Source organism: Nocardia sp. AB354, assembly GCF_049538315.1.
Classification (GTDB): domain Bacteria; phylum Actinomycetota; class Actinomycetes; order Mycobacteriales; family Mycobacteriaceae; genus Nocardia; species Nocardia nova.
The window spans coordinates 369535-392514 of the sequence record NZ_JBMVFU010000001.1; the positions used below are offsets into that span (position 1 = coordinate 369535).

12 protein-coding genes are annotated in these 22980 nt (G+C 68.4%); 1 reads left to right on the forward strand and 11 read right to left on the reverse strand.

Going from position 1 to position 22980, the window contains the following annotated elements:
- Positions 1 to 217 precede the first annotated feature (217 nt).
- The 11 genes from ACPCUW_RS01725 to ACPCUW_RS01775 all read right to left on the reverse strand — a co-directional run bounded on the left by ACPCUW_RS01725 (position 218) and on the right by ACPCUW_RS01775 (position 22055).
- On the reverse strand, positions 218 to 1321 hold the full coding sequence (locus ACPCUW_RS01725) for an alkane 1-monooxygenase (protein ID WP_423423544.1): 1104 nt from the start codon (positions 1319 to 1321) through the stop codon (positions 218 to 220).
- Between the two features lie 315 nt (positions 1322 to 1636).
- Positions 1637 to 2953 (reverse strand): lipase family protein, encoded by a 1317-nt coding sequence (locus ACPCUW_RS01730; protein WP_423423469.1) that lies wholly within the window; start codon positions 2951 to 2953, stop codon positions 1637 to 1639.
- Between the two features lie 104 nt (positions 2954 to 3057).
- Positions 3058 to 4206 carry a lipase family protein gene (locus tag ACPCUW_RS01735; protein ID WP_245658852.1) on the reverse strand — a complete coding sequence of 383 codons (1149 nt, stop codon included), beginning with the start codon at positions 4204 to 4206 and terminating at the stop codon, positions 3058 to 3060.
- Between the two features lie 330 nt (positions 4207 to 4536).
- Positions 4537 to 5346 (reverse strand): ABC transporter permease, encoded by an 810-nt coding sequence (locus tag ACPCUW_RS01740; protein ID WP_423423470.1) that lies wholly within the window; start codon positions 5344 to 5346, stop codon positions 4537 to 4539.
- Complete coding sequence (locus ACPCUW_RS01745) at positions 5343 to 6128, reverse strand: ABC transporter permease (RefSeq protein WP_423423471.1); 786 nt, start codon at positions 6126 to 6128, stop codon at positions 5343 to 5345. Before ACPCUW_RS01745 ends, ACPCUW_RS01740 begins: the two co-directional genes overlap by 4 nt.
- Entirely contained in the window at positions 6125 to 7102 is a 978-nt protein-coding gene (locus ACPCUW_RS01750) for an ATP-binding cassette domain-containing protein (protein ID WP_423423472.1), read from the reverse strand. The genes ACPCUW_RS01745 and ACPCUW_RS01750 overlap by 4 nt, the downstream gene beginning before the upstream one ends.
- 76 nt (positions 7103 to 7178) lie before the next feature.
- Positions 7179 to 10220, reverse strand: coding sequence for a nocobactin polyketide synthase NbtC (nbtC, locus tag ACPCUW_RS01755; RefSeq protein WP_423423473.1), 3042 nt, complete (start codon positions 10218 to 10220; stop codon positions 7179 to 7181).
- Complete coding sequence (locus tag ACPCUW_RS01760) at positions 10213 to 11532, reverse strand: polyketide synthase (RefSeq protein WP_423423474.1); 1320 nt, start codon at positions 11530 to 11532, stop codon at positions 10213 to 10215. Before ACPCUW_RS01760 ends, nbtC begins: the two co-directional genes overlap by 8 nt.
- A gap of 49 nt (positions 11533 to 11581) precedes the next feature.
- On the reverse strand, positions 11582 to 12331 hold the full coding sequence (locus ACPCUW_RS01765) for a thioesterase II family protein (protein WP_423423475.1): 750 nt from the start codon (positions 12329 to 12331) through the stop codon (positions 11582 to 11584).
- A gap of 23 nt (positions 12332 to 12354) precedes the next feature.
- A complete protein-coding gene (locus ACPCUW_RS01770) occupies positions 12355 to 18525 on the reverse strand; it encodes an amino acid adenylation domain-containing protein (RefSeq protein ID WP_423423476.1) in 6171 nt (2056 codons plus the stop codon).
- Between the two features lie 53 nt (positions 18526 to 18578).
- The gene (locus ACPCUW_RS01775; protein WP_423423477.1) at positions 18579 to 22055 is read right to left on the reverse strand and encodes an amino acid adenylation domain-containing protein; all 3477 of its coding nucleotides are present in this window, start codon (positions 22053 to 22055) and stop codon (positions 18579 to 18581) included.
- 145 nt (positions 22056 to 22200) lie between these two features.
- On the opposite strand from ACPCUW_RS01775, the gene ACPCUW_RS01780 reads away from it, so the two are divergent.
- Complete coding sequence (locus tag ACPCUW_RS01780) at positions 22201 to 22899, forward strand: siderophore-interacting protein (protein WP_063016724.1); 699 nt, start codon at positions 22201 to 22203, stop codon at positions 22897 to 22899.
- Positions 22900 to 22980: the final 81 nt, after the last annotated feature.

Here is a 22980-nt window from a genome sequence, read left to right on the forward strand (position 1 = left end):
CGTTTCGTCGACTCGAACATCACCATCGCGAACGGCTCCTCCCTGATCACCGGCGACAACCGATCCGGCTCGAGGTTTGCGTGGGCCTATCCGACAACGTTCGCACGAGAACGTCTCGATCATCGAGAGTAACCGCTGAACGGTGCTCGGCACGGCCAATCCCTCGACCAGGTCGCAAATCCGCGCTGTGGCACGGCACGGCGCATCGCCGAAAAACTCAGCGCGAGCGCTCGCCAGTCCCCTCGATCGGCTGTTTGCGCCGCGTTTTGACGTTGACCAGGCCGAGGTCACCGCCGTAGTGGGCCAGCACGCGAGGATCGATCACGGCGCGCCACAGCGGCGGCACGGCGGCCAGCAGGACCATCCCGGCATAGCCCATCGGAAGCTGTGGCGCCTGCTCGACGCTGCGCAAGGTCTGGTAGCGGCGACCCGGATTCGCGTGGTGGTCGCTGTGGCGCTGCAGATGGAACAGGAAGATGTTGGTGACCAGACTGTCGCTGTTCCAGCTGTCGCGCGGCGAGCAGCGCCCGAATGTGCCATCGGCGCGGCGCACGCGCAGCAGGCCGTAGTGCTCGACGTAGTTCACCGTCTCGAGCAGACAGGCGCCGATCAACGCCTGCAAGGCCAGCCACGGGATCACCCGCGGACCGAAATACAGGATCATGGCGCCGAACAGCACGACGCTCATCGACCAGGCCTGCAACAGATGGTTCTCGTAGCTGAACCACCGTTTTCCCCTGCGTGCCAGGCGGTCTCGTTCGAGCCGGAACGCCGAGCGGAGCCCGCCGAACATGCTGCGCGGCAGGAACACCCACAGGGACTCGCCGAAGCGGGCGCTGGCCGGGTCCTCCGGTGTCGCGACGCGCGCGTGATGGCCGCGATTGTGCTCGACGAAGAAGTGCCCGTAAGCGGACTGCGCGAGCGCGATCTTCGACAGCCATCGTTCCAGATGCTCGGACCGGTGGCCGAGCTCGTGGGCGGCGTTGATGCCGATGCCGGACACCACCCCGAGAGTGACGGTGAGACCGAGTTTGTCCGCGAAGGACAGGACGGTGTCCGCCCACAGATAACCCGCGACGAACAGGCCGAAGAATTGCATCGGCAAGAACAGGTAAGTGCACCAACGGTAGTAGCGGTCGTTGGAGAGCGCTTCGTAGTCCTCGTCGTGCGGATTACTGCCGTCGTTCCCGATCGCCCAGTCCAGCAGGGGGATGACCACGAAGACGATGATCGGCCCGATCCACCAGAACACCGGTGAGCCGGTGACTACCACCAGCGGTCCGGGGAGCAGGGCACAGGCCGGTGCTATCAACCCCAGCATCCAGAGGTAGCGCTTGGGGTCGCGGGCACGGGTGTTTTCGAAGATCGCCATGTACTTCTCGCTATCCAGAAGTGACACCAGATCGAGAATGCGGCCGCGCGAAGCGGCGCCGGCCTGAAATATAAAGCGGCGTAGGCCTGAAACATTCAGAGTAGCCGCTCCTCCCAGGCTGTCCAGAGATCAGCGAAAAAGACCTACCGACGTGCAGATACCCCGAAATCGCCAAGGTATGACAGCAGTTTTTCGGACTGGGGTCTCGATCCGAGACGACGCGACGCCGCCCACCCTGTCGGCGGGCGGCGTCTGCCGGGCTCGCTACGGTAGGGCGCCGCAATTGGTCGGCGCGGGCAGACCGGCCAACCGATCGGTCATCCATGAATGCGCGGTCATCAGCGACGGGAAATAGGCCAGGTCGTGGGTGCCCACGACGCCGGTGATAGCGGGCAGTTGCGGATTCGCGTCCAGCTGGACCGGAGTGCCGCCGGCACACCACCCGGCGGCCACGGCGCGAACCGGTGGATACGGTGTGCCTTCGTCGTTCACGGCCGAGGCGATGAGCACGGGCATCGTGGGCGCGATCGTTCCGATGCGCTGCTCGTCGAATGCCGCTTTCAGCGCCGGCGACCGGTCGATGAGAGCGGTGAGAGGTTCTCCGCTATTGGTGATTTGCGTTATTCGCCGTATTTGAATGTCGAGTGACGCGGCGATAGCGCACTTGTCCAGCGCGTCGCGCATCAACCCTTTACCCGCGTCGTTGATTTCGGCATCGAGGATCGGCCGCGTTTCGGGATAGTCGGCGGCGATACCGTTGAGGGTGAACGGCGCGGCGGATCCGACACCGGGCTGGCCGTAGTTGTAGCCGATGAAATTCTCGGGGTCGACGATCGGGCCGCCGATGTAGGCACCACGCACGTTCAGTTCGGGTGCGTAGCTCGATTGCAGTTCGGCGGCCCCGGCCGAGGCCATACCGCCCTGGGAATAGCCGAACAGGATGACCGGCGAATGCGGATTCAGTCCGGTGCCCGGCAGCTGCAATGCGGCACGGGCGGAATCGAGTACGGCATACGCCTGGGCCTTCCGGTTGAGGAAGTCGTGCACATCGGGCGTGCCCAGTCCGTGATAATCGGTCAGCACCACGGCCATACCGCGGGCGAGCAACGAGGCCAGCGCGATGACGTCGTATTCGGCGATGACGTCGTACGGCGGCCGGAACTGGGCCAACTGCGGCAGCACCTTCGACGGCGCGCACTGGTCGCCCTGGCCCTGAGAGCCGACGCCGTAGGCGACCAGCGGACGTTCGCCCGGTCCGGTCCACGGCACCGCCGGCTGCAGATACGTCGCCACCACCGCGGTCGGGGCATCGTGAGTATCGCTGCTGAGATACATCATTCGCGTCGACGCCGCCGGCACGACACCCGGCTGGCCGGGTGCCGACAAAGCCAGCGCCGCCGGTTGGGTACGAAGGATCGCGCCCGGCGGCATCGGCGGTGGCGGCGGCGGTATGTAGAAATCATCGGCGGCGACCTGCGTAGCCGGTTGCGGCGACGCGGGTGGCGCCGATATCGCCGCGCCCGCGATGACGACGAGCGAGCCGAACAGAACTGCGTTCCATCTGCGGATCAAGCCCCTCACGATCGATCCTTCCCTGCGTTTTCAGCGGATATACATCGAGCGTCGAGCGATCGAACATCGGTGGCCCGGGTGGGCGTCTGCGGCCTCTCCGGGCACGTCGGCCGCTACGGCAACGCGGCGCAATTGCTCGCCGCGGGTGCCGCCGCGAGCCGATCGGTCAGCCACATCTGCGAGGCCGCCAAGGACGGGAAGAAGGCGAGATCGTGGGTGCCGACGACGCCGGAAATCGGCGGAAGCTGGGAGTTCGCATCGATCTGCACCGGGACGCCGCGACTGCACCACGCGGCGGCCACATCTCGGATGGGCGCGTACGGCGCGCCCTCGTCGTTCTTCGCCGAGGCGATGAGCACCGGCGCCGACGGCGTGCCGCCGCCGATGCGCTGATCGGCGAAGGCCTGGCTCAACGCCGGGGAGCGATCGATCACCGTGGTGAGTGGCTGTCCGCTGGAAGTGAACTGGGCCGTCTGCCGCTGCGGATTGTCGATCGATACCGCGATGGCACATTTGTTCGCGGCGTCGCTCAGCAGCGCCTTGCCGGCATCGTTGAGTTCGGCGTCGAGTTCCGGGCGCGTCTCGGGATAGTCCGCCGCGATGCCGTTGAGTGTGAATCCGACCGCGCCGGACAGGCTCGGCTGGCCCTCGTTGAAGCCGATGAAGTATTCGGGATCGACCACCGGCCCGCCGATGTACGCGCCACGCATATTCAGTTCGGGCGCATAACTCGGCTGCAATTCGGCCGCACCGGCCGAGGCCATACCGCCCTGGGAGTAGCCGTACACGATGACCGGCGGCCGCGGCCCCAGACCGTTGTTCGGCAACTGCTCCGCGGCCCGCGCCGCGTCGAGTACTGCATAGGATTGCGCTTTCCGATTCAGGAAGTCGTGCATTTCCGGTGTGCCCAGCCCGTGGTAATCGGTGACCACGACGGCCATACCGCGCGACAGCAGCGAATACAGCGCCAACACATCGTATTCGGCGATGACGTCGAACGGCGGCTGGTATCGGACGAGCTGCGGCAGCAATTTCGAGGGCGCGCACTGGTCGCCCTGGCCCTGCGTTCCGACCGCGTACGCGACCAATGGGCGGTCACCGGGACCGGTCCACGGCAGCATCGGCTGCAGATACGTTCCCGTCACCGCGGTCGGCGCGTCGTGCGTGTCGTTGCTGAGATACATCATGCGTGTCGAGATCGCCGGGACGACGCCGGGTTGTCCCGGCGCCGAGAACATCAGCGATGCGGGCTGAGCTCGCACGATGGCTCCCGGAGGACCGGGGGGCAGGGGCGCCGGCGGAACGTAGAAATCATCATCGGCGGCGGCCTGCGCCGGAGGCTGCGTCCAGGCATGCGGCGCGGAAACCATTCCGCCCGCGACGGCGATGAGAGCTCCGAACAAGACAGCGGTACAACTGCGTATCCGGCTCCGCACGATTCGTCCTTTCCTGAGCTTCGGGATGCCTATCGGAACGAACAAACGGATCTCGACAGTACCGAAAAAGACGGATCGATCTTCGGTGAATCAGAATGACACTCGGCGTGTCTCGCTAATGACGGGCTAATGGCTTGTCAGGAGGCGGAAGACGGGTCAGCTCTGGGCCGCGCGACGGTAACCGCGAATGGCGACGGCGCCGAAAACCACCATCAGCCCCACCGACCACGCCACGGTCTGCAATACCGGAACCAGCAGCGGACCACCGAGAGTGAAGTCGCGCATCGCCTCGATGGCGCAGCTCATCGGCTGAGCCCGCACGATCGGTTGCAGCCGGCCCGGATAGTTCTGCACCGGCACGAATCCGGAATTGAAGAACATGCCGACCAACACCACGATTGCGAACAGCTGCACCACCTTGTCACCGGCGCTGCTCACCCCGACCGCGATGACCAGCGGGGTGAATCCGGCGATTACGATCACCGGTACCAGCAGGACGCCGATCGCACCGCCCCAGCCCTGCTGGAACCGCAGGCCCAGCGCCATGCCGACGGCGACGACCACGACCGTCGCCGCGAGCGCGCGGGCGCATTCGGCGGCCAGCCGGCCGGACAGTCCGGCCCAGCGATGCATCGGAAGCACCCAGAATCGGCGCAGCAGACCGCTTTCCCGCTCGGCGTACAACGACATGCCGGTACCCATCGCGCCGTACATCGCCCCGGCGACGGCGATCATCGGCACGAACCCGTAGATCGGGTCGGCCCCGCCGGCGGCGCCGAGGGATTTGTCGAGCACCAGGTCGTACATGAGCAGCAGCAGAATCGGCAGCACCAGCGTGCTGGTGATCACCTCCGGCTGCCGTGACCAGCGCCGCAGCAGGCGACCGGTCTCGATCAGGGTCTGCGACCACAGATCACCGATCCGGGTGCCGAGCACGGGAGAATCGTCCACAACGGTCGCACTCATCGCCGGTGCCCTTCCGCTCGCACTGCCAGGACCACGGCGACCACCAGCAACACCGCGATCCAGATCGCGGCCACGCCGAGTTCGGCGGGGTACTTCCCCGCCGCCAGTCCGCGCAGCGCGTCGGTGATCTGCGAGACCGGCTGATTGCGTACATACGGCTGGATCCAGCCCGGAAATCCCTGCACCGGAACGAACCCGGTGGAGGTCATCACCAGCAGCAGTTGCGGGCCGAACAGGACGGTGCCGCTGAGTTCGCTGTTACGGGTGATGGTGCCGAGCGCGTCGGTGGCGATCACGAGCGTGGCGCCGAACGCCAGCACCACCAGCACGAAGACCAGCGTGGAATCCGCGCCGTGGAATCGGAATCCGAAGATCGTGCCGATGATCAGCGCTCCGGCGAAGGCGGCGACGGCGCGCACCAGATTCGCCGACATCCGAGCGGTCACCGGAACCCACGGCGGCACCGGCATCGCCCGCAGCCGGGTGGCCATGCCGCCGACGACCTCTCGCGCCGCCCGGTCACCCGCGAACATGGAGGTGAAGAACATGGCGAAGACCGCGATCAAGGGCAGCAGGTACTGCGCGTAGTCGATACCACCGGCCTCCATCGACTGCCTCAGCGGCACGTAGAAGCAGACGAAGAACACCACCGGCGCGGCGAAGGCCAGCACCAGATCGCCCTCGCGCAGCGCGGTGCGAATCATGCGGCCGCTCAATGCCGTCCATTGCAGGCCGGCCGGAACCCGGATCAGTTCGGGGGTTTCGGTGCTCGCCGCGGTCATGCCGGGATCTCTTCGGCCGGTTCGGTCAGCTGGATGAAGACCTCGTCGAGGGAGGGACGGCGCAAGGCGATGTCGATCAATTCGATTCCCGCGCTGTTGATTCGGTCCAGCGCTTCCGACAGCGTCACCGCGCCACCGGGCGCGGGCACCGACACGCGGTCCTGCGATTCGGCGATCGTGACCTCCCCCAGGCTCGCCAGCGCGGCGGCCACGGCCGGCACATCGCCGGCATCGACCGGGACGACCTCGCAGTAGCTGTCGCCGGAGCGGGCCTTGAGCTGATCGGCGGTGCCCTCGGCGATCACGGTGCCCTTGTCGACGACAATGATGTTGTCGCTCAACGCATCCGCTTCCTCGAGGTACTGCGTGGTGAGCAGAATCGTGACGCCCTGTTCCTTGAGCGAGCGCACCATCGCCCACAGGCTCTGGCGACTGACGGGGTCCAGGCCGGTGGTGGGTTCGTCGAGGAAGACCACGCGCGGCGGCCGGACCAATCCGCAGGCGATATCGATGCGCCGGCGCATACCGCCGGAGTACTGGCCGACCCGTCGTTCCGCCGCCTCGGTGAGCGCGAACTGCTCCAGGAGTTCGTCGGCGCGCTGCGCGGCGGCCTTGCGCCGCAGGCCCATCAGACGGGCGAAGAGCACCAGATTTTCCCGGCCGGTGAGCATTTCGTCGAGCGCCGCGTACTGGCCGGTCAGCATGATCGAGGAGCGGACCTGCGCGGCCTGGGTGACGACGTCGAAGCCGGCTACCCGCGCAGTACCGGCATCGGGACGAATCAGCGTCGACAACACCGATACCGTGGTGGTCTTACCCGCGCCGTTGGGCCCGAGCACGCCCAGCACACTGCCCGCGGGGGCGCTGAAGCTGATGCCTCGCAACGCGCGCACCGCGCCGAAGGTCTTCTCGACACCGTCGACGACGATCGCGTTGTCCGTATCCGCCGGACCACCCATTGAATTCGACACCATGCTCTCCGTCCGAGCGCCCGCCCATTTACTTTGGTAAGGCTAACTTGATAATTCGATGAACTCCACCGCCTCGGCCTCAGCCGAGCAGCGCCACCACCTCGTCGAGGGAGGCGCCGCCGAGAATGGCGGTGACCGGCAGATCCCGCCGCAATTCGGCCTCTACCCGCTTGCGGAGGTCGAGCGCCTGCAGCGAATCCAGGCCCAGCGCCACCAGCGGGACCGATCCGTCGACGGCCTCGCTCGGTTCCAACCCCATCACCACCCGCAGGGCATCGCGCACGGTGTCGGCGGTGCCGTGCGCGGCGGCCGTGTCGGCGGCGGGCTCGGGTTCGGTCACCGGTTCGGCCACCGTAGCCGCCTCCGGCTCCGGTTCGTCGGTGGGTAGTTCGGCGAACAGCGGCGCGAAACCGAAGACCGAGAACAGATCTCGGATGCGACCCCACTGGGCGGCGGCGACCAGCACAGTGGCCGCGCGTGGCGCGAAGCCGGCGGCGACCGCCACCGCCGGGTCCATCGGCAGCAATCCGGTGCCATTGATGCGGGCCAGCGCTTCGGCATGGTCGGCGCCGACCGCCCGCCACAGGCCCCACTGCACCGCCGAGCATCGGATGCCTTCGGCCCGGTAGTGCGCGGCCTGCGCGTCCAGCATCCGGTTGATCGCGGAGTAGACCATATGCCCGCGCCCGCCCAGTGTGGCCGACAGCGACGAGCACACTACGATGCGACCGTCGTCGGTGCGCGGGAAGATACGCGTGAGGTTGTGCAGCACGACGGATTTGGCGTTCGCGGCCGCGCGAATGGCCGCCGGATCCGGATCGGCGGCCGCGGCGTCGTAATCCACGGCGGCATGCACGACGAGAGTCGCCGGGCTCGCGGTGTAGTCCGCCGCGAGGTCGGCGAGTGCGTCTGCGTCACCGGCGTCGCAGCGGCGCACCACGATCTCGGATTCGTGCCGGGCGCCGATCTCAGCGATGCGCGCCGCGGCGGCGGCCGAACCGCCGGACCGGCTGATCACCGTGATCCGGCCCGCGCCCGCGGCGGCGAACTGCTCGCAGAAGTCGAGCCCCACCTTGCCGGTGCCGCCGACGATGACGACCTCGCGCAGTTCCTCCCCGTGCGGCGGAAGATCACCCGCGGTGTCGTCGAGGATCAGCCGTTTCGCGTAGTAGCCGCCGTCGCGCACGGCCAATTCCGGCTCCCCCGCGATATGGATCGCGCCGAGCAGCGCCTTCGCCGCCGCGGCGGCATCGGTCCCGGCGCCGAGATCGACGTGCCGGAAGGCGACGCCGATGTGTTCGGCTGCCAGACAACGGAATCCGGCCTGTGCGGCGGCATGGAACGGATCCGGCAGATCGGAGTCGACGACCTGTTCGCCGCCGCCGGTCACCAGCCAGATATCGCCGATGCCGTCGAGTTCGGCCAACCAGCCGCGGTCCCCGAGGAATTCGGACACATCGTGCACCGGACCGTCCGGCGACGCGGGCGGGGCCAGCACCACCAGGGTATCCGGCCGCGCGCCGGTACCCGGCTCGATCACCGTGGCGCCTTGGCGGGGCGCGGCCGCGCGGACGGCGGCCGCGAGTTCGGCGTGGGCGCCGCTCGGATCGACCACCGCGAGGGTCCGCGGCGGCACCATCGTGCGCCGCCGCAATCTGGTCCAGGTCTCGAGCACCCGCTGCGGGACGACCGTATCGTCGGAATCGCCTCCGGCGGTGCTCTTTTCGCCAGTGCGAGCGTAATCGAACGGCGCCCACAGCGATTTGGCGCTCATCTGCGTATTGGGGAAATCGAGCAGCGGCAGCGCGGGCACACCGCCGTCGCCCGGTTCGCGCAGCGCCTCCCACCGATAGTTCGCGTCGTGCACCGCGACGGTCGCCAGATTACGGGTGAACTCCCGCAGATCCTCGGCGGTGCGGCGCGAGGTGCCCAACGTCTGAAATTCCCGCTGCCCCGGAATTTCCGACAGATTCTCCTGAATCGCGAGCATCAGCGTCGGATGTTCGGAGATCTCGATGAAGGTGCTCGCCCCGGCCTCCACGGCTTTCCGGATCGCCAGGTCGAAGCGCACCCGGTTACGCAGGTTCAGATACCAGTAGTCGACGATGGACAGACCCGGATGGAGGCGGTCGCCCATGGTGGCGCCGATACAGTCGATCTCGGTGTCGATGAAGGCGTGGTTGTCCATTTCCGGACCGACCGTGGCAGCCAGCAACTCGCGCCCGGCACTCACATAGGAGGTGTGCGCCGGATATCGGACGCGAATCTCCTTGGCGAATTTTCCTGCGGCATTGAGTGACTCGACGATGGCGACCACGGCGTCACGTTCTCCGGAGATCGCGATGATGTGGCGGGAGTTGATCACCGACAACTCCACGAAATCGGCCTGGCGCGCGATCAGGTCCTCACACTCGTCGCGGTCGATGCCCAGCACCGCCATGGAATAGCCGCTGAGCTGACGGTCGTCGACGATCCGCGCCCGGGTGGTGACGATCCGGACCGCGTCCCGCAGGGTCTGCGCCCCGCTGACGTAGGCGGCGGCGATCTCACCCTGCGAATGCCCGACCGTCACACCCGGGCCGACCCCGGCGGCCTGCCACATGGCCGCCACACCGACCATCTGCACGAACAGCGCCGGTTGCACGGTCAGCGCCTTGTCGTCGGCGTCCTGCCCGGCCTCGAGCAGATAGGGGCGCGGCGACCAGCCGTAGAGATCGTGAAAGACCTTGTCGCACTCGTCGACAGCATCGCGATAAGCCGAAGAGTGCTCGTAGAGCATCGCGCCCATACCGGGGCGCTGGCTGCCCTGGCCGGGAAAGACGTAGGCCACGCGCTGCGCGGTCGCGGCGCGCTCCGATCGCACCACCGCCGGATGCGGGCGGCCGTCGGCGACGGCACGTAGCGCGGCGATCACATCGGTCTGCGCATCCGCCATCACCACAGCGCGATGGCGGCGCGGTGAGCGGGTGCGAAACAGCATGTCGGCCAGGCGGTCCGGAGTCACCTCGGGATGGTCGGCGAGGTAGTCCGCGACGGCGGCCGCCTCCGGTCCCAGCAGGTCCGGGTTGTCGCTGGACAGCAGGATCGGGACGCTGCCGTCGGGCAGGCGGTAGCTAGGCATGACTCTCCTCTTCGGCCGGAATGGCCAGCAGCGCATGGGCATTCGTGCCCGACACCCCGAACGACGACACCGCCCCGTAGCGCACGCCGTCGTGCGGCTGCCAGTGCTCGAGTTTCGCCGCCAGCCGCAAGCCGGTCGCGTCCCAATCCACCTTGCCGGTCGGATTGTCGGCGAAGCGGGTCGGCGCGATCTGTCCGTGCAGACCGCTGAGCAGCACCTTGATCAGCCCGAGCATGCCCGCCGCCGCCTGTGCGTGGCCCAGATTCGATTTCACCGAGCCCAGGCGCGCGGAGCCCGATCCGTAGACGCGGTCCAGCGCCTCGAGTTCCAGCGGATCGCCGACCGCCGTCGCGGTGCCGTGGCCTTCGATCATGCCGACGACCTCGGGGGAAATATCCGCTGCCGCAACCGTCGCGCGGATCAGTCGCTCCTGCGCGCGGCTGCTCGGCACGGCGATCGGCGCTCCGGCGCCGTTGTGGTTGACCCGGGTGGCGAGCAACCGGCCGTAGATCCGGCGACCGGCCGCGCGGGCCCGCGATTCGCGTTCCAGCACGACCACCCCCGCGCCCTCGCCCCAGAGCGTGCCGTCGGCGGCATCGGAATACGGTTTGCACTGCCCGTCTGCGGCCAACGCGTTGTTCTTGGAGAATTCGAAGAACGCGGCGGGCGAACCCATCACACAGACGGCACCGGCCAGCGCCCACTCACATTCCCCGGCGCGGATCGCCGCCGCCGCCATATGCAGCGCCGACAGTGACGAGGCACAGGCGGTGTCGACCACGATCGACGGGCCGCCGAGGCCGAGGCAGTTGGAGATCCGCCCGGCCACCGCTCCCAGCGCCGCACCGGCCGCACGATAGCCGGAATAGTCGTTGACCTCGGCGCTGTGCGGACCGTATTCGGTCGGCGAGGCGCCCATATAACAGCCCACCTCGTCACCGTCGACGGCCGCGGGGTTGATGCCGGCGTTCTCCAGTGCCCGCCAGGCCACCCGCAGCGCCACCCGCTGCTGCGGATCCATCGCGACCGCCTCGCGCGGTGTGATGCCGAAGAACATCGGATCGAATTCCGCTGCGCGATCGAGGAATCCGCCCGCGTCGCGGACCGTGGCCCAGCCTTCGTGGCGCGACAGGTTCAGCAGTTCGGCCAGTGGCCAGCCGCGGTCGCGCGGGAACGGCCCGGTCAGATCGCGGGCCTGCGACAGCGCCGCCCAGTACTGGCCGGGGGTCTCGATGCCGCCGGGCGCCTCGACGGCGAGGCCGCTGACGACGATGGAATCCGCATCACTCACGCTGTGGTCACCTGCGGGCATTCCCGGCTCCCTCCGTGGTTACGCACGCTGCCGCCTCCGGTCGCGTCGCTCATGCCCGGGTCTCCATCTCGGCGACGAGCAGCTCCGCGATGCCTTCGACGTGGTCGTGCAGATAGAAGTGGCCACCGTCGAATATCGATACCGCCAGCTGCGATTCGGTGTGCTGCTGCCAGCCGTAGAGGTCGCCCATGGTGACGTACTCGTCGTCGCTGCCTCCCATCGCCTGCACGGGAGCCTGCACCCGCACGTCCGGCGGGCAGGTATAGCGGTCGAAGGCGGCGTAGTCGGCCTTCAATGCGGGCAGCGCCATCCGCATCAGGTCGCGATTGCCGAGCAGATCCGAGCCGGTGCCCTCCAGCCCGGCCATATGGTCGAGCAACTGTTCGTCCTCGGTGGGATGGTTGGGCATCTCGGCCACCCGCGACGGGGGAACCGCACCCGAGACGGCCAGCAATCGCACCGGCACGCCTTCGGATTCGGCGATGCGTACGAATTCGAAGGCCACGATCGACCCCATGCTGTGGCCGAGCACCGTGATCGGCTCGTCGCGGTTCCACGGTGAGAGCGCGAACTCGTCGAAGGCGCCCTCGGCGATCTCCGGCAGCGTCCGCAGCGCGGCCTCGCGGGCGCGGTCCTGGCGGCCGGGGTACTGCAGCACACCGACGTCGAAATGGTCGCGCAACTGCTTCGAGAAGGGCCGATAGGTCGACGCGCCGCCGCCCGCGTGCGGGCAGATGATCAACGGTGCGCTCGCCCCGCGCGGGGCGTGGAACTGCCGGATCCAACCGGGTGCTGCCATGCTCGTCTGACTCCTCATATCTGTCACTGCCACATCCGCCGCATCACCAGCAGGCCCTGATCCTCGTCGTCGAGCACGGTGGTGTCGGCGACGGCGCGGTCGGGCTGTTCGACGATGGCGCGCAACGTATTCCGGAACGCGGTCTCGATGATCCGGGCGTCGTCGGCTTCGAAACTGTCCTCGGCGTAGAACACCACTGCCTGCACTGCGTCGCCGGGCAGCAGGGAATTGGCCGGGAAGATCATCAGCAGCAGCGCGTTGTCGGTGGCGCCGCCGCCCTCGAACGACACCAGCTCCAAACCGCCCTCGCGCAACGAGGTTTCCAGTTCGTCGCGGCCCGGCGGATAGGACTGGAAGACGAACATGCTGTCGAACAGCTTGCGCGCCGCCGGACCCGACCGTCCCGCCGCCCGCATCGCCGAGGTGAGCCGGTACTGGTGGTACTCCATGAGATCCACCCGATGCCGCTGCATTTCGGCGAGATGGTCGCGCCAGGTCCGGTCGCCGGCCAGGTCGGTCGCGACCGGAATGGTGTTGGCGAAACAGCCGACCGCATGGTCGACGCCGTCGAGGTCGGCGGGCCGGCCCGACACCACCTCACCGAAAACCGTTGCCTGGTCGCCGGTGACGTATCGCAGCGCGTTGGCCCAGGCGAGCCGGCAGACCAGGCTGAAGGTGGCGCCCTGCTCGGCGGCCAGTTCGGTGGCACGCGCGACCGTGTCGTCGTCGAGAACGAACGTGCGCCCCTCCGGTACGCCGCCGGCGTCGGGCGTGCGGGCTGGGGCGACGAGGCACGGTCGCACATCCTCGAGGTAGTTCCGCCACGCCGCCTCGGTGGCCTCCTCCCGGTCCCGGGTGAGGCGCAGGAAGCGCGCGAAGGTATCCGGATCGCCGAGCGGCTCGCCCCCGCGCCCGGCGTATTCGGCGAAGATCTCCCGCGGCAGCAGCTGCCCGGACCAGCCGTCGGTCAGCAGATGGTGCGAGGTCAGCACGACCGTGTGCCGGTTGCCGGGCAGATGCACCACGGTGACCCGCAGCAGCGGGCCCTGGGTGAGGTCGAAATGTTCCGCCTGGTCGGCCCGGAAGAACTCGTGCAGCCGCTCCTGCGCGTCCGGCAGGTCCGCGAAGTCGATCTCGCGCACCGGGATGCTCATGTGGTCGGCGACCACCGCATAGGGCTGTCCGGCATGCGACACCGAAATCGACACGCGCAGATTGGGATAGCGGTTGAGCACGGTGTCGAAGGCCGCGGACAGCCGCGGCAGGTCGAGTTCACCGCGGACCCCGATGAGCGTCTGCACGTTGTAGACGTCGTTGCCCGCGGAGCCGAGCGCGGTGAAGTACAGACCGGCCTGCAGCGGGGCCAGCGGGTAGATGTCCACGCATCCGCGATACAGCGCCTGCCAGCGATCCAGATCCGGCTGGGTCACCTCGTCGGCGACCACGTCGTTGGGCGTGAGGCGGCGAATCGGGTTGTCGCGCACCGTCTTCACGAGTTCGCCCAGACCCTCGGCCCACAGCTGGGCCAGTTCGCCGGCTTCGTCCTCGGACAGCGGGCCCGCCGGGAACCGGAAGGAGGCGTGCAACCGCACACTGTCGCCGTCGGCCAGTGCCACGGTGTTGACGTCCAGCAGCGCCGGGGCCGGCATGGCCGGATCCGCATGACCACCCAGATAGCCGAATTCCGGTGCGGCGTCCCAGGTTCGGACCGAGTCGCGGTCCGCGGCGGATTCGGCGAACCGGCCCATGTAATTGAAACTCACCTGCGGCGAGCGCGAACCGGCCAGCTCGGCGCGGGTCTCCGGGTTGAGCCGGCTCAGCAGTCCCCAGCCGATCCCCGATTCGGGCACCGCGAGCAGTTGCTCCTTGACCGCCTTCACCGCCGATTCGACCTGCTCGCCCGCCTCCGGAATGCGCAGCGAGACCGGGTAGGTGGTGGTGAACCAGCCGACGGTGTTCGCGAGATCCACTCCGCTGAAGAGGGTTTCGATCCGGCCGTGTCGTTCCATCGTCACCGCGACCGCATCCGCATCGCGGTCGCGGCGGCGGCGGAAGCGATGGATCGCGACCGCGAGCGAGGCGACCTGGATGTCGAGAAAATCGCAGCCGAAAGCCGTTGTGGCCGTGCTCATCAGGAACGCGGTGTCGTCCGCGTCGAGGGTGGCGGTGATCTCACGCACGGTCGCGACGGTGTCGACGGCCGGATCCAGGGCGCGACTGCCGAGCAGCGGATCCACTGCTTCTGCGGCCGCGCGCCAGTACGGCAGCGTCGCGAGGACGGCGTCGCTGTTCGCCACCTGCACCAGGCCGGTGTTCCAGGTCTTGACCGAGGTCCCCGGCTGCGGTTCGACCGTCGTGGCCCCGACACCCCACAGTCCACGCAGATCGTCGTGCAGCACACGCCAGGACACACCGTCGACCACCAGGTGGTGGACGACCAGCAGCAGCCGCCCCTGGGTTCCGTCGGCGGAGTGCACCCAGGCGGCGGCGAGCATGCGGCCCGCGCCGGGGTTCAGCTGCGCGCTCAGCTCGGCCAACTGCGCATTCAGCTGCGCACCCGCGGTGCGGTCCCAGTTCTCGTCATCGATCACGACCTCGGCGAAAGCGGGCGCGACGGTCGGCTCGTCCGGTTCCGGGACGTAATACGCCGTGGCGCCCTGGGGATCGGTGCCGAGCCGGGCACGCAGCATCGGATGGCGTGCGGCCAGCGCCGAGACGACCTCGGCGATCTGCTCGCGAGTGCTGTGCGCGGGCGCGACGACCGCGGTGGCCTGGGTGTAGGAGCGGTAGTCGTCGGATTGTTCGGTGAGCAGCGCCGCGATGGGACTGAGCGGGATCCAGCCGGCCGGGCTCTCCGCCTCGATCAGGGCCGGGCCGCTGCCTTCGGCGATCGGCTCGCACGCCGCGGCGATGCGGGCGATCGTGCGCGCCTCGAACAGCGCGCTGGTGGTGATCAGCAATCCGTACTTCTTCAACGCCGACGCCATCCGGATCGCGCTGATGGAATCGCCGCCCAGGGAAAGGAAATCGTCGTCGGCCGCCAGCGCGGTGGTATCGCCGAGGTGCAGCACCGCGCGCACCACCTCCGCGACCGCGGTTTCGGCGCCTTCGCGCAGTTCCCGCCCGTGCCCGGTGCTGCCACCCAGATCCGGCTGCGGCAATGCGCGGCGGTCGAGTTTGCCGTTGGCGGTCAGCGGCAGTGCCGCCAATTTCACCAGTGCCGTGGGGATCATGTATTCCGGCAGACGTTGCGCCAGTGCGGCTTTGATGCGCTCGGTGTTCTCGGCGTCGCCGGCGGTGGCGAGCTCCGAATCCGCCTCGGGCACATAGTAAGCCACCAGCGCCAGGTCGTGGCTCGGCTCGCCCTGCGGCACGGTGATCGCGACGGCGGAGGCGATACCGGGCACGCGGCGCAGCACGGTGCCGATCTCACCCAGCTCGATGCGATGTCCGCGCACCTTGACCTGATCGTCGACCCGGCCCAGATATTCCATGCGGCCCTGCGAGTTCCAGCGCACGATATCGCCGGTGCGATACATCCGGGCTCCGGGCTCACCGGCGAACGGACATGCCACGAAGGCCCCGGCGGTCAGATCGGGGCGGCGATGGTAGCCCTGGGCCAGCTGCACGCCGCCGAGGTAGAGCTCACCGATCACACCGGGCGGCACCTGCCGCAACCACTCGTCCAGCACGTAGACCGACGAATTCCATTCGGGCAGGCCGATGAGCGCCGGTTCCAGCGCGGCGCCGGCCGCCCCCTCGGTGTTCGTCCGCCCGGCGAAGTCCTCGTGCATGAGGTCCATCGACCCCTCGGTGGGGCCGTAGAGACCGAGCACCGTACCGCCGAAGAAGCGGCTCGATTCCTCGACCAGCGCCGGCGGCACCGCCTCGCCGCCCAGGTACACGTAGCGCATGAATTGCAGCCGCGCCGGGTCCGGCCCCGCATCGATGAAGGCGCGAACCACACTGGGCACCAACGAGATCTGCGTGATGCGGTGCCGGTGGATGATGTCGGCGAGCGCCTCCACATCGGCCTGCCACCACTGCGGCGGCGGCAGCACCGTCGCCGATCCGGTGCACAGCGCGTTCACCAGCTCGAAGACCGAGACGTCGAAGCCGATCGGCGCCTTCTGCAGGATGCGCTCCTCGCCGAAGCCGAGGTAGTCGCGCATCCACTGCACATGGTTGGCGATACCGCGGTGGTGGATCACGACGCCCTTGGGGCGGCCGGTGGTGCCGGAGGTGTAGAGCAGATAGGCGGGGTCGAGCGGATGCAGGGGCCGCGGCAGCTCGCCCGGCGACAGCTCCGAGCCGTCCAGCGAGGACAGCCGTTCGATCACCGACTTGTCGCTGAGATCGAGTGCCGCAACATGGGTTTCGATGGCAAGTTCCCTGTCGGCCGACATCAGTAGCAGCGCCGGCTCGGCATCGCCGAGCATGTACTCGATGCGGTCGAGCGGATAGCTGGGGTCGATCGGGAAATACACCGCGCCGACGCGCAGCACCGCCGCGAACGCGATCGGCAGCCGCTCACTGCGTTCGGCGTAGACGCCGATTCGGTCGCCGGGCCGCACGCCCTCCGCCAGCAGCAGGCGTGCGAGCCTGTTCACCCGGCTGTCGAATTCGCGGTAGGTCAGTTCGATATCGCCGAACACCACGGCCGTACGGTCCGGGTAGGTGCGCGCGGAGGCGCGGATCATCGCGTCGGCGGTCTCCGCCTCGATCGGCACCGCGGCGCCGTGCGACCACTGCGCCAGCGCCTTACGATCGGTCGGCGACAACGTGGCGAGCTCCGATACCTTTCGGTCGGCGGTCGCGGCGGCGAGCACGAGGTCGATGTATTCGTGCAGGCGGTCGATCGTGACGGGATCGAAAAGATCGGTGCGATAGGTGATCTGGACGTCGGTTCGATCGCCGTGCATGAAGGTCTCCACCACCAGCGGCAGCAGGGCCGCGCCGTTGTCCATCAACTCCCAGCTGGTGGTGGCGCCCGGAAGCTGGGGGCCGTCGATCTTCTGGTGCAGGAACAGCACCATCGTGTCGAACAGCTGGGAACCGACGTTGCCGGTCGCGGCGTTCACCGCGCGGACGATGCCTTCCTGCGGAAAATGCTTGTGCCCGAACGCGCCGGTGATCACGCCGCGCACCTGCTCGACCAGCTCGGCGAAGCGCTGATCGTCGCGGCCGGCGATGCGCAGCGGGAGCATATTGCCGAGATTGCCGATCAGCAGTTCCATCCCGGACTCTTCGCGGTTGGCCACGGTGGTGCCGATGACCATGTCGGTGCGCCCGGTCATCTCGCGCAGCGCGACATAGTAGGCGGCGAGGAAGACCGAGAACGGGGTGGTGCGCAGGTCGGCGGTGAGGCGGCGCAGCGTCGCGTCGGCGGCCGCGCTCAGCGGGCGATCGCGGCGGGCGCCGCGTTCGGTGGCCGCGACCGGGCGGCGATCGTAGGGCAGCTGCAGTTCCGGCAGCTCACCGTCGAAGCTGTTGCGCCAGAAGCGAATATCCTCGGCGTGGTCGTCGGCGGCGAACCGGTCGGCCTCCCATTCGGCGAAATCGGCGACCTGCAACCGCAGCGGCTCCACCGTGACCGGGCCGGTCAGTGCCTGCCGGTAGAAGTTCTCCACGTCCCGCGAGAGCGCGGGTAGTGTCATACCGTCCCAGGCGATGTGCTGAATCACCACCACCGCGACCAGTTCACCGGCGGATATGCGAACGAAGGTCACCCGCAGCGAGGACTCCGATGTGAGATCGAAGCTTTCGCGGGCCGCGGCCTCGGTCAGCTCACGCAACCGCTGCCGGGCCTGCTCCTCGGCGAGACCGGACAGATCCTCCTCCACCAGCCGGGGCGGCAGGTCGGAATGGATCCGCTGATAGGGCTCACCGTCCTCATCGGTGTGATAGGTGGTGCGCAGCACCTCGTGCCGCTCGACGAGCGCGGCGAAGGCCGTGCGCAGGGCGCCCACATCGATCGGCTCGGCGCCCGCCGCGCCCTCGAAGGTCAGCGCCAGGCACAGGTTGTAGGCGGAGCTGCCGGGCGAAATTTGCTGATGCGCCCACACGTAACGCTGTCCGAACGACAACGGCGCCCGCTCCGGATTCCGGCGCACCGGCACGGCCGCGGCGGCGGCCAAACCCTCCTCGGCGAGCCGAGCGGCCATCGCTACCTGCAGGTCTTCCAGCGAACGCATCTGACGAACCAATCTGTCTACAACGAAAACTCGGGGGCCTGTGCTGCGGTGGCTCAGTTCCCCGCCGAGGCGAGAGCCGAATCGGCCTGTGCCGAATCAGGCTGGGGCACCGGCACTTCGGCCAGCTCCAGCAGGATTCGCGAGACCTGCGCCAAGCGACCAGGGATGGTCTCGTCGGCCTGCAACCGCGCGGCGATGCGGCGCACCGTCCGGCCGGCGAATACCGCGGTGACACCGAATTTCTCGACCGCGAGCAATCCGCGCACCTTGGCGGTCAGCGTGGTTGCCAGAATCGAATTGCCGCCGATCTCGAAGAAGTCGGTTTCCACACCGACGGTGTCCACACCGAGAACCTGCGCCGCGATATAGGCCAGCGCCGCCTCGACCTCGTTCGCCGGTGGCGCCGCGGATGCGCCGGCATCGGGCGCGCCCGCCTCCACCAGCCGCCGGATCGCCGCCCGGTCCAATTTCCCGTTGGGAGTCAGCGGGATCTCGGAGACGGTTTCGATCAGGTCCGGAATCATGTGGGCGGGAAGCAGATCCCGCAGCGCGGCCCGCAGTTCGTCGGCGGTGACCGCTCCGCCGGCCCGCACCGCGGCCGCCAACCGGCCGGAACCGGTCACCAGCGCGACGGCCTGCTGCACGGACGGCAGTGTGGTCAGGGCGGTTTCGACCTCGCCGAGTTCCACGCGGTAGCCGCGGATCTTCACCTGATGGTCGGCGCGACCGAGGAAGTCGACGGTGCCGTCGGGCAGATAGCGGGCCAGATCGCCGGTGCGGTACCACCGCAGGCCGCCGTACTCGACGAAACGCTGCGCGGTACGTTCCGGATCGCCGCGATAGCCGTCGGCCACACTGGTTCCGCCGATCCACAATTCGCCGACGACCCAGTCGGGGCAGTCCTCGCCGCGCTCGTTCACCACGCGCATCGCCACATTGGCCAGCGGCGTGCCGTAGGGCACCGCTGCGCGGTCGGCCGGGAAGTTCTCGGTCACTTCGCAGACGGTCGAATGAATCGCGGCCTCGGTGGCTCCGCCCAGACCGGCGAAACGCAGGCCGGGCACCAGGGCGCGCAGGCGATGGGCGAGTTCGGCCTCGACCCGGTCGCCGCCGGTGACGACCACCCGGAGGCTGCGCAGGTCCTGCGCGTCGGCCGAGTCCAGCAACATCCCGATCAAGCCGGGCGCGCAATTGAGCACGCTGACTTCGTGTTCGGCGATCAGCCGGGCCCACGCCCGGGCGTCCCGCTCGATCTCGGCGTCCACGCACACCAGCGCACCGCCCAGCGCGAGCGGGGCGAAGATGTCGAAGACCGACAGATCGAATTCCAGCGACGACAGGCCCAGCAGGCGAGCGTGCGCGCCCAGGCCGAAATACGCCGCGAGGGCGTCGACGGTGTTGGCGGCCGCCCGATGGCTGACTTCAACCCCCTTGGGCTCACCCGTGGATCCGGAGGTGAACAGCACGTAGGCGACGGCATCCGGATCGCTGGCGTAGGCGCGATCGAGGCGACGGCCCGTCAGCGCGGTGCTCAGGGCGATCGGGGTGACATCGGCCGGCAGCTCGAGCGCCGCATCCGTGAGCGCGACCCGGGCGCCCGCGCGGGCCAGAATGCGATCGCGTCGCGCCGGCGGCTGGCCGGTGCCGATCGGCACGTAGGCCGCCCCCGCGGCCAGCACACCGAGTACGGCCGGAATCTGCCGATGTCCCTTGGGAAGGATCACCGCGACGGTATCGCCCGGCCGCACGCCGGCATCGGTGAGCGCGGCGGCCACCGCGAGCGCCTGATCGGCCAGGTCGCCGTAGTCGCAGGCGCCGCCGCGCCAGCGCAGGGCCTCGGCTTCCGGCTTGCGACGGGCCCGGTCGAAGAACTCGCCGTGCAGGGTGCGCGCCTGCCAGTCGGTGAAGGTGTCGTTCACCCGCTCGCGCACCGCGCGCTGCCGCACCGGCAGGTCGATCGACAGCGGTGCGTTCCAGTCCGCGCCCGGCTCGGCGAGGGTCAGCAGCAGGCGGCGGAATTCGGCGAACATCGCCGCGACCACGCCCTCGGGCATGGCATCGCGGCGCACATCCCAGTTGACCAGCAGTCCGTCGCCCAGTTCGGCGACCTGTGCGTCCAGATCGACCTGCGGGCCCTGCGACAGAATCCACACCGGCTCGCCGAACAGCGCGGTGACCCGATCGGAGAAGAGCTCACCCAGGTCCAGCCCCGAGGTGAACACCACCGAAGGCGTCACCGGACCACCACGCAACCGGCCGAGATCACGCAGCACATCCAGGCCCTCGTATACGGAATGCACGGCGCAGGTGTGCAATTCGCGCTGCAGGCGCTTGGCGCGGGCGACCATCGATTCCGGCTCGCGGGCATCGACGTCGACCAGCACCGAGTTCGTGAAATCACCCACCACGCGGTCGATGTCGTCGTGCAGCGGCTCCCGGTCGAACAGCGGGACGTTCAGCAGGAAGCGCTGCCGCGCGGACCAGCGCGCGATGGTCTCGGCGAACACCGTGGCCAGCGCGACCGCCGGGGTGACGCCGTGGCTGTGGGCGAGTGTGTCGAATCCGGCCTTGGCCTCGGGTTCGAACCAGTGGTGCAGCCGGATGCTGCGGCTGGGATCGGTGCGCTCGTCCTCGGCCAGGACCGGCAACGACGGGATATCGGGCAGATCGGCGAGCCGCCCCTCCCACCAGGCCTTGGCCGCCGAATTGTCCGGCGCGTGGCGCGTTCTGGCGTCGAGATATTCGCGGAAGGTGTAGCCGACGGTGTCGGCCGGATCGGCGTCGCCGTCGTACAGCGCGGCCAGATCGTCGAGAATGCGCCGGTAGCTCAACGCGTCCGCGGCGAGCATGTCCACATCGACGTGCACGCGGTGGGCGCCGCCGGGCAGCAGAGTGAGGGTGATGTCGACGACCTGACCGGATTCGACATCCATCCGCTGATGACTCTTGGCCTGGCGCAGGCGTTCCAGTTCCGCGTCCGGATCGTCGGACGTGCGCAGGTCCTGCACCCGGAACACCGGGAGCAGCGGCTCGGGCAGCACGCGCTGTGTGCCGGCGTCGGTGAACTGCACCCGCAACTGCGGATGGCGGCGTACCAGGCGGCCGACCGCGCGGCCCATCCGATCGGCTTCCAGGCCGCGGCCGTCGAATTCGACGTAGAGATGGGCGGCGACACCGCCGAGCCGCTGGTCCTGGCGGCGACCGACCCAGTAGGCGTGTTGCATGGTGGCGAGGGCGAATTCCTCGCCCTCGGTGAATGTCGCACCGTCGGTGGCAGAGTCGGCACCGCTGTCGGCGGGGGCCGGTTCGGGGGTGGCGCCGAGCAGCTCGGCCCATGCCGAGATCGTGGGTGAGAGCGCGAGTTCGGAACTGCGGACCTCGTGGCCCTGTTTGCGCCAGCGACCGGCCAGTCGCATCAGTTTCATCGAATGCATGCCCAGGCCGACCAGATCGTCGTCGTATCCGATCGATTCGGGTTGGATCCCCAGCTCCGCCGCCACGATGTCACGAACGTCAGCCTTGCCGAGCATCAGACAAACTCCTCACCGGCCGGAAATCGGGCCTCACCACCTACTTCAAAGGCTAGGCTTGCCTAACCTGGAAGCATAGTAGCCCACAGCCTCCATCTACCGTAGGGGTGTGGTTTGGCTAACCTAACCCAGCTACCCTAACCCCATGGGCAAAGGCATCAACGGCGTCATCCTCAAGGCACTGCGCGCGGACGACTACCGGCTGACCGTCACCTCGGTGCGGCAGATCGGCGACAAATACCTGCGGCTCGGCTTCACCGGCGGCGGGCTGCTGGCCGACCATCCCGTCCATCCCACGCAGTGGATCCGCATCTGGTTCCCCGACGACGACGGCGACCTGCAACAGCGCGGATACACCCTCGTCGACCCCGATCCCGGCAACGACGCATTCGATATCGAATTCGCGCTGCACGGCGGCCCGGCCTCGCAGTGGGCCGCGCGGGCCACGGTCGGTGACGAGATCGACGCCACCGTCATGGGCTCGAAATTCGCGGTGCCCGAACCGGTTCCGTCGGAATTCCTGATCTTCGGCGACAGCGCCTCACTGCCGGCTATCAATTCGCTGCTGGACGCGATCGGCGAGACGCCGGCCCGGGTGTGGCTGGAATGGCAGGAGGAGTCCGAGCAGTCGCTGCCGGTGCGCACCGGACCGAAGACCGAGGTGACCTGGGTACAGCGAGTCAACTACGGCCAGCTGCTGCGGCAGGCGGCCGACTCGGTCACCTGCTCCCCCGATGCCTTCGGCTGGGCCGCCTGCGATGCCGCCACCACGCGCGCGATCACCAAATCGCTGAAAGCCAAACTGCCGAAACATAATATCGCCGCCCGCGGCTACTGGCGGTGACCCGCACGCTGCCACCGGGCGCCACCACGCACCGGGCGGCGGTCACGGCATAGGTGCGTGACCGCCGCCCGTTCGGCGCCG

Excerpts from the sequence above, each read along its gene's own strand:
- ACPCUW_RS01760 (WP_423423474.1), bottom strand. The coding sequence starts at position 11,532 with ATGCCCGCAGGTGACCACAGCGTGAGTGATGCGGATTCCATCGTCGTC.
- ACPCUW_RS01765 (WP_423423475.1), bottom strand. The coding sequence starts at position 12,331 with ATGGCAGCACCCGGTTGGATCCGGCAGTTCCACGCCCCGCGCGGGGCG.
- ACPCUW_RS01745 (WP_423423471.1), bottom strand. The coding sequence starts at position 6,128 with ATGACCGCGGCGAGCACCGAAACCCCCGAACTGATCCGGGTTCCGGCC.
- ACPCUW_RS01780 (WP_063016724.1), top strand. The coding sequence starts at position 22,201 with ATGGGCAAAGGCATCAACGGCGTCATCCTCAAGGCACTGCGCGCGGAC.
- ACPCUW_RS01770 (WP_423423476.1), bottom strand. The coding sequence starts at position 18,525 with ATGCGTTCGCTGGAAGACCTGCAGGTAGCGATGGCCGCTCGGCTCGCC.
- nbtC (WP_423423473.1), bottom strand. The coding sequence starts at position 10,220 with ATGCCTAGCTACCGCCTGCCCGACGGCAGCGTCCCGATCCTGCTGTCC.
- ACPCUW_RS01750 (WP_423423472.1), bottom strand. The coding sequence starts at position 7,102 with ATGGTGTCGAATTCAATGGGTGGTCCGGCGGATACGGACAACGCGATC.
- ACPCUW_RS01725 (WP_423423544.1), bottom strand. The coding sequence starts at position 1,321 with ATGCTGGGGTTGATAGCACCGGCCTGTGCCCTGCTCCCCGGACCGCTG.
- ACPCUW_RS01740 (WP_423423470.1), bottom strand. The coding sequence starts at position 5,346 with ATGAGTGCGACCGTTGTGGACGATTCTCCCGTGCTCGGCACCCGGATC.
- ACPCUW_RS01775 (WP_423423477.1), bottom strand. The coding sequence starts at position 22,055 with ATGCTCGGCAAGGCTGACGTTCGTGACATCGTGGCGGCGGAGCTGGGG.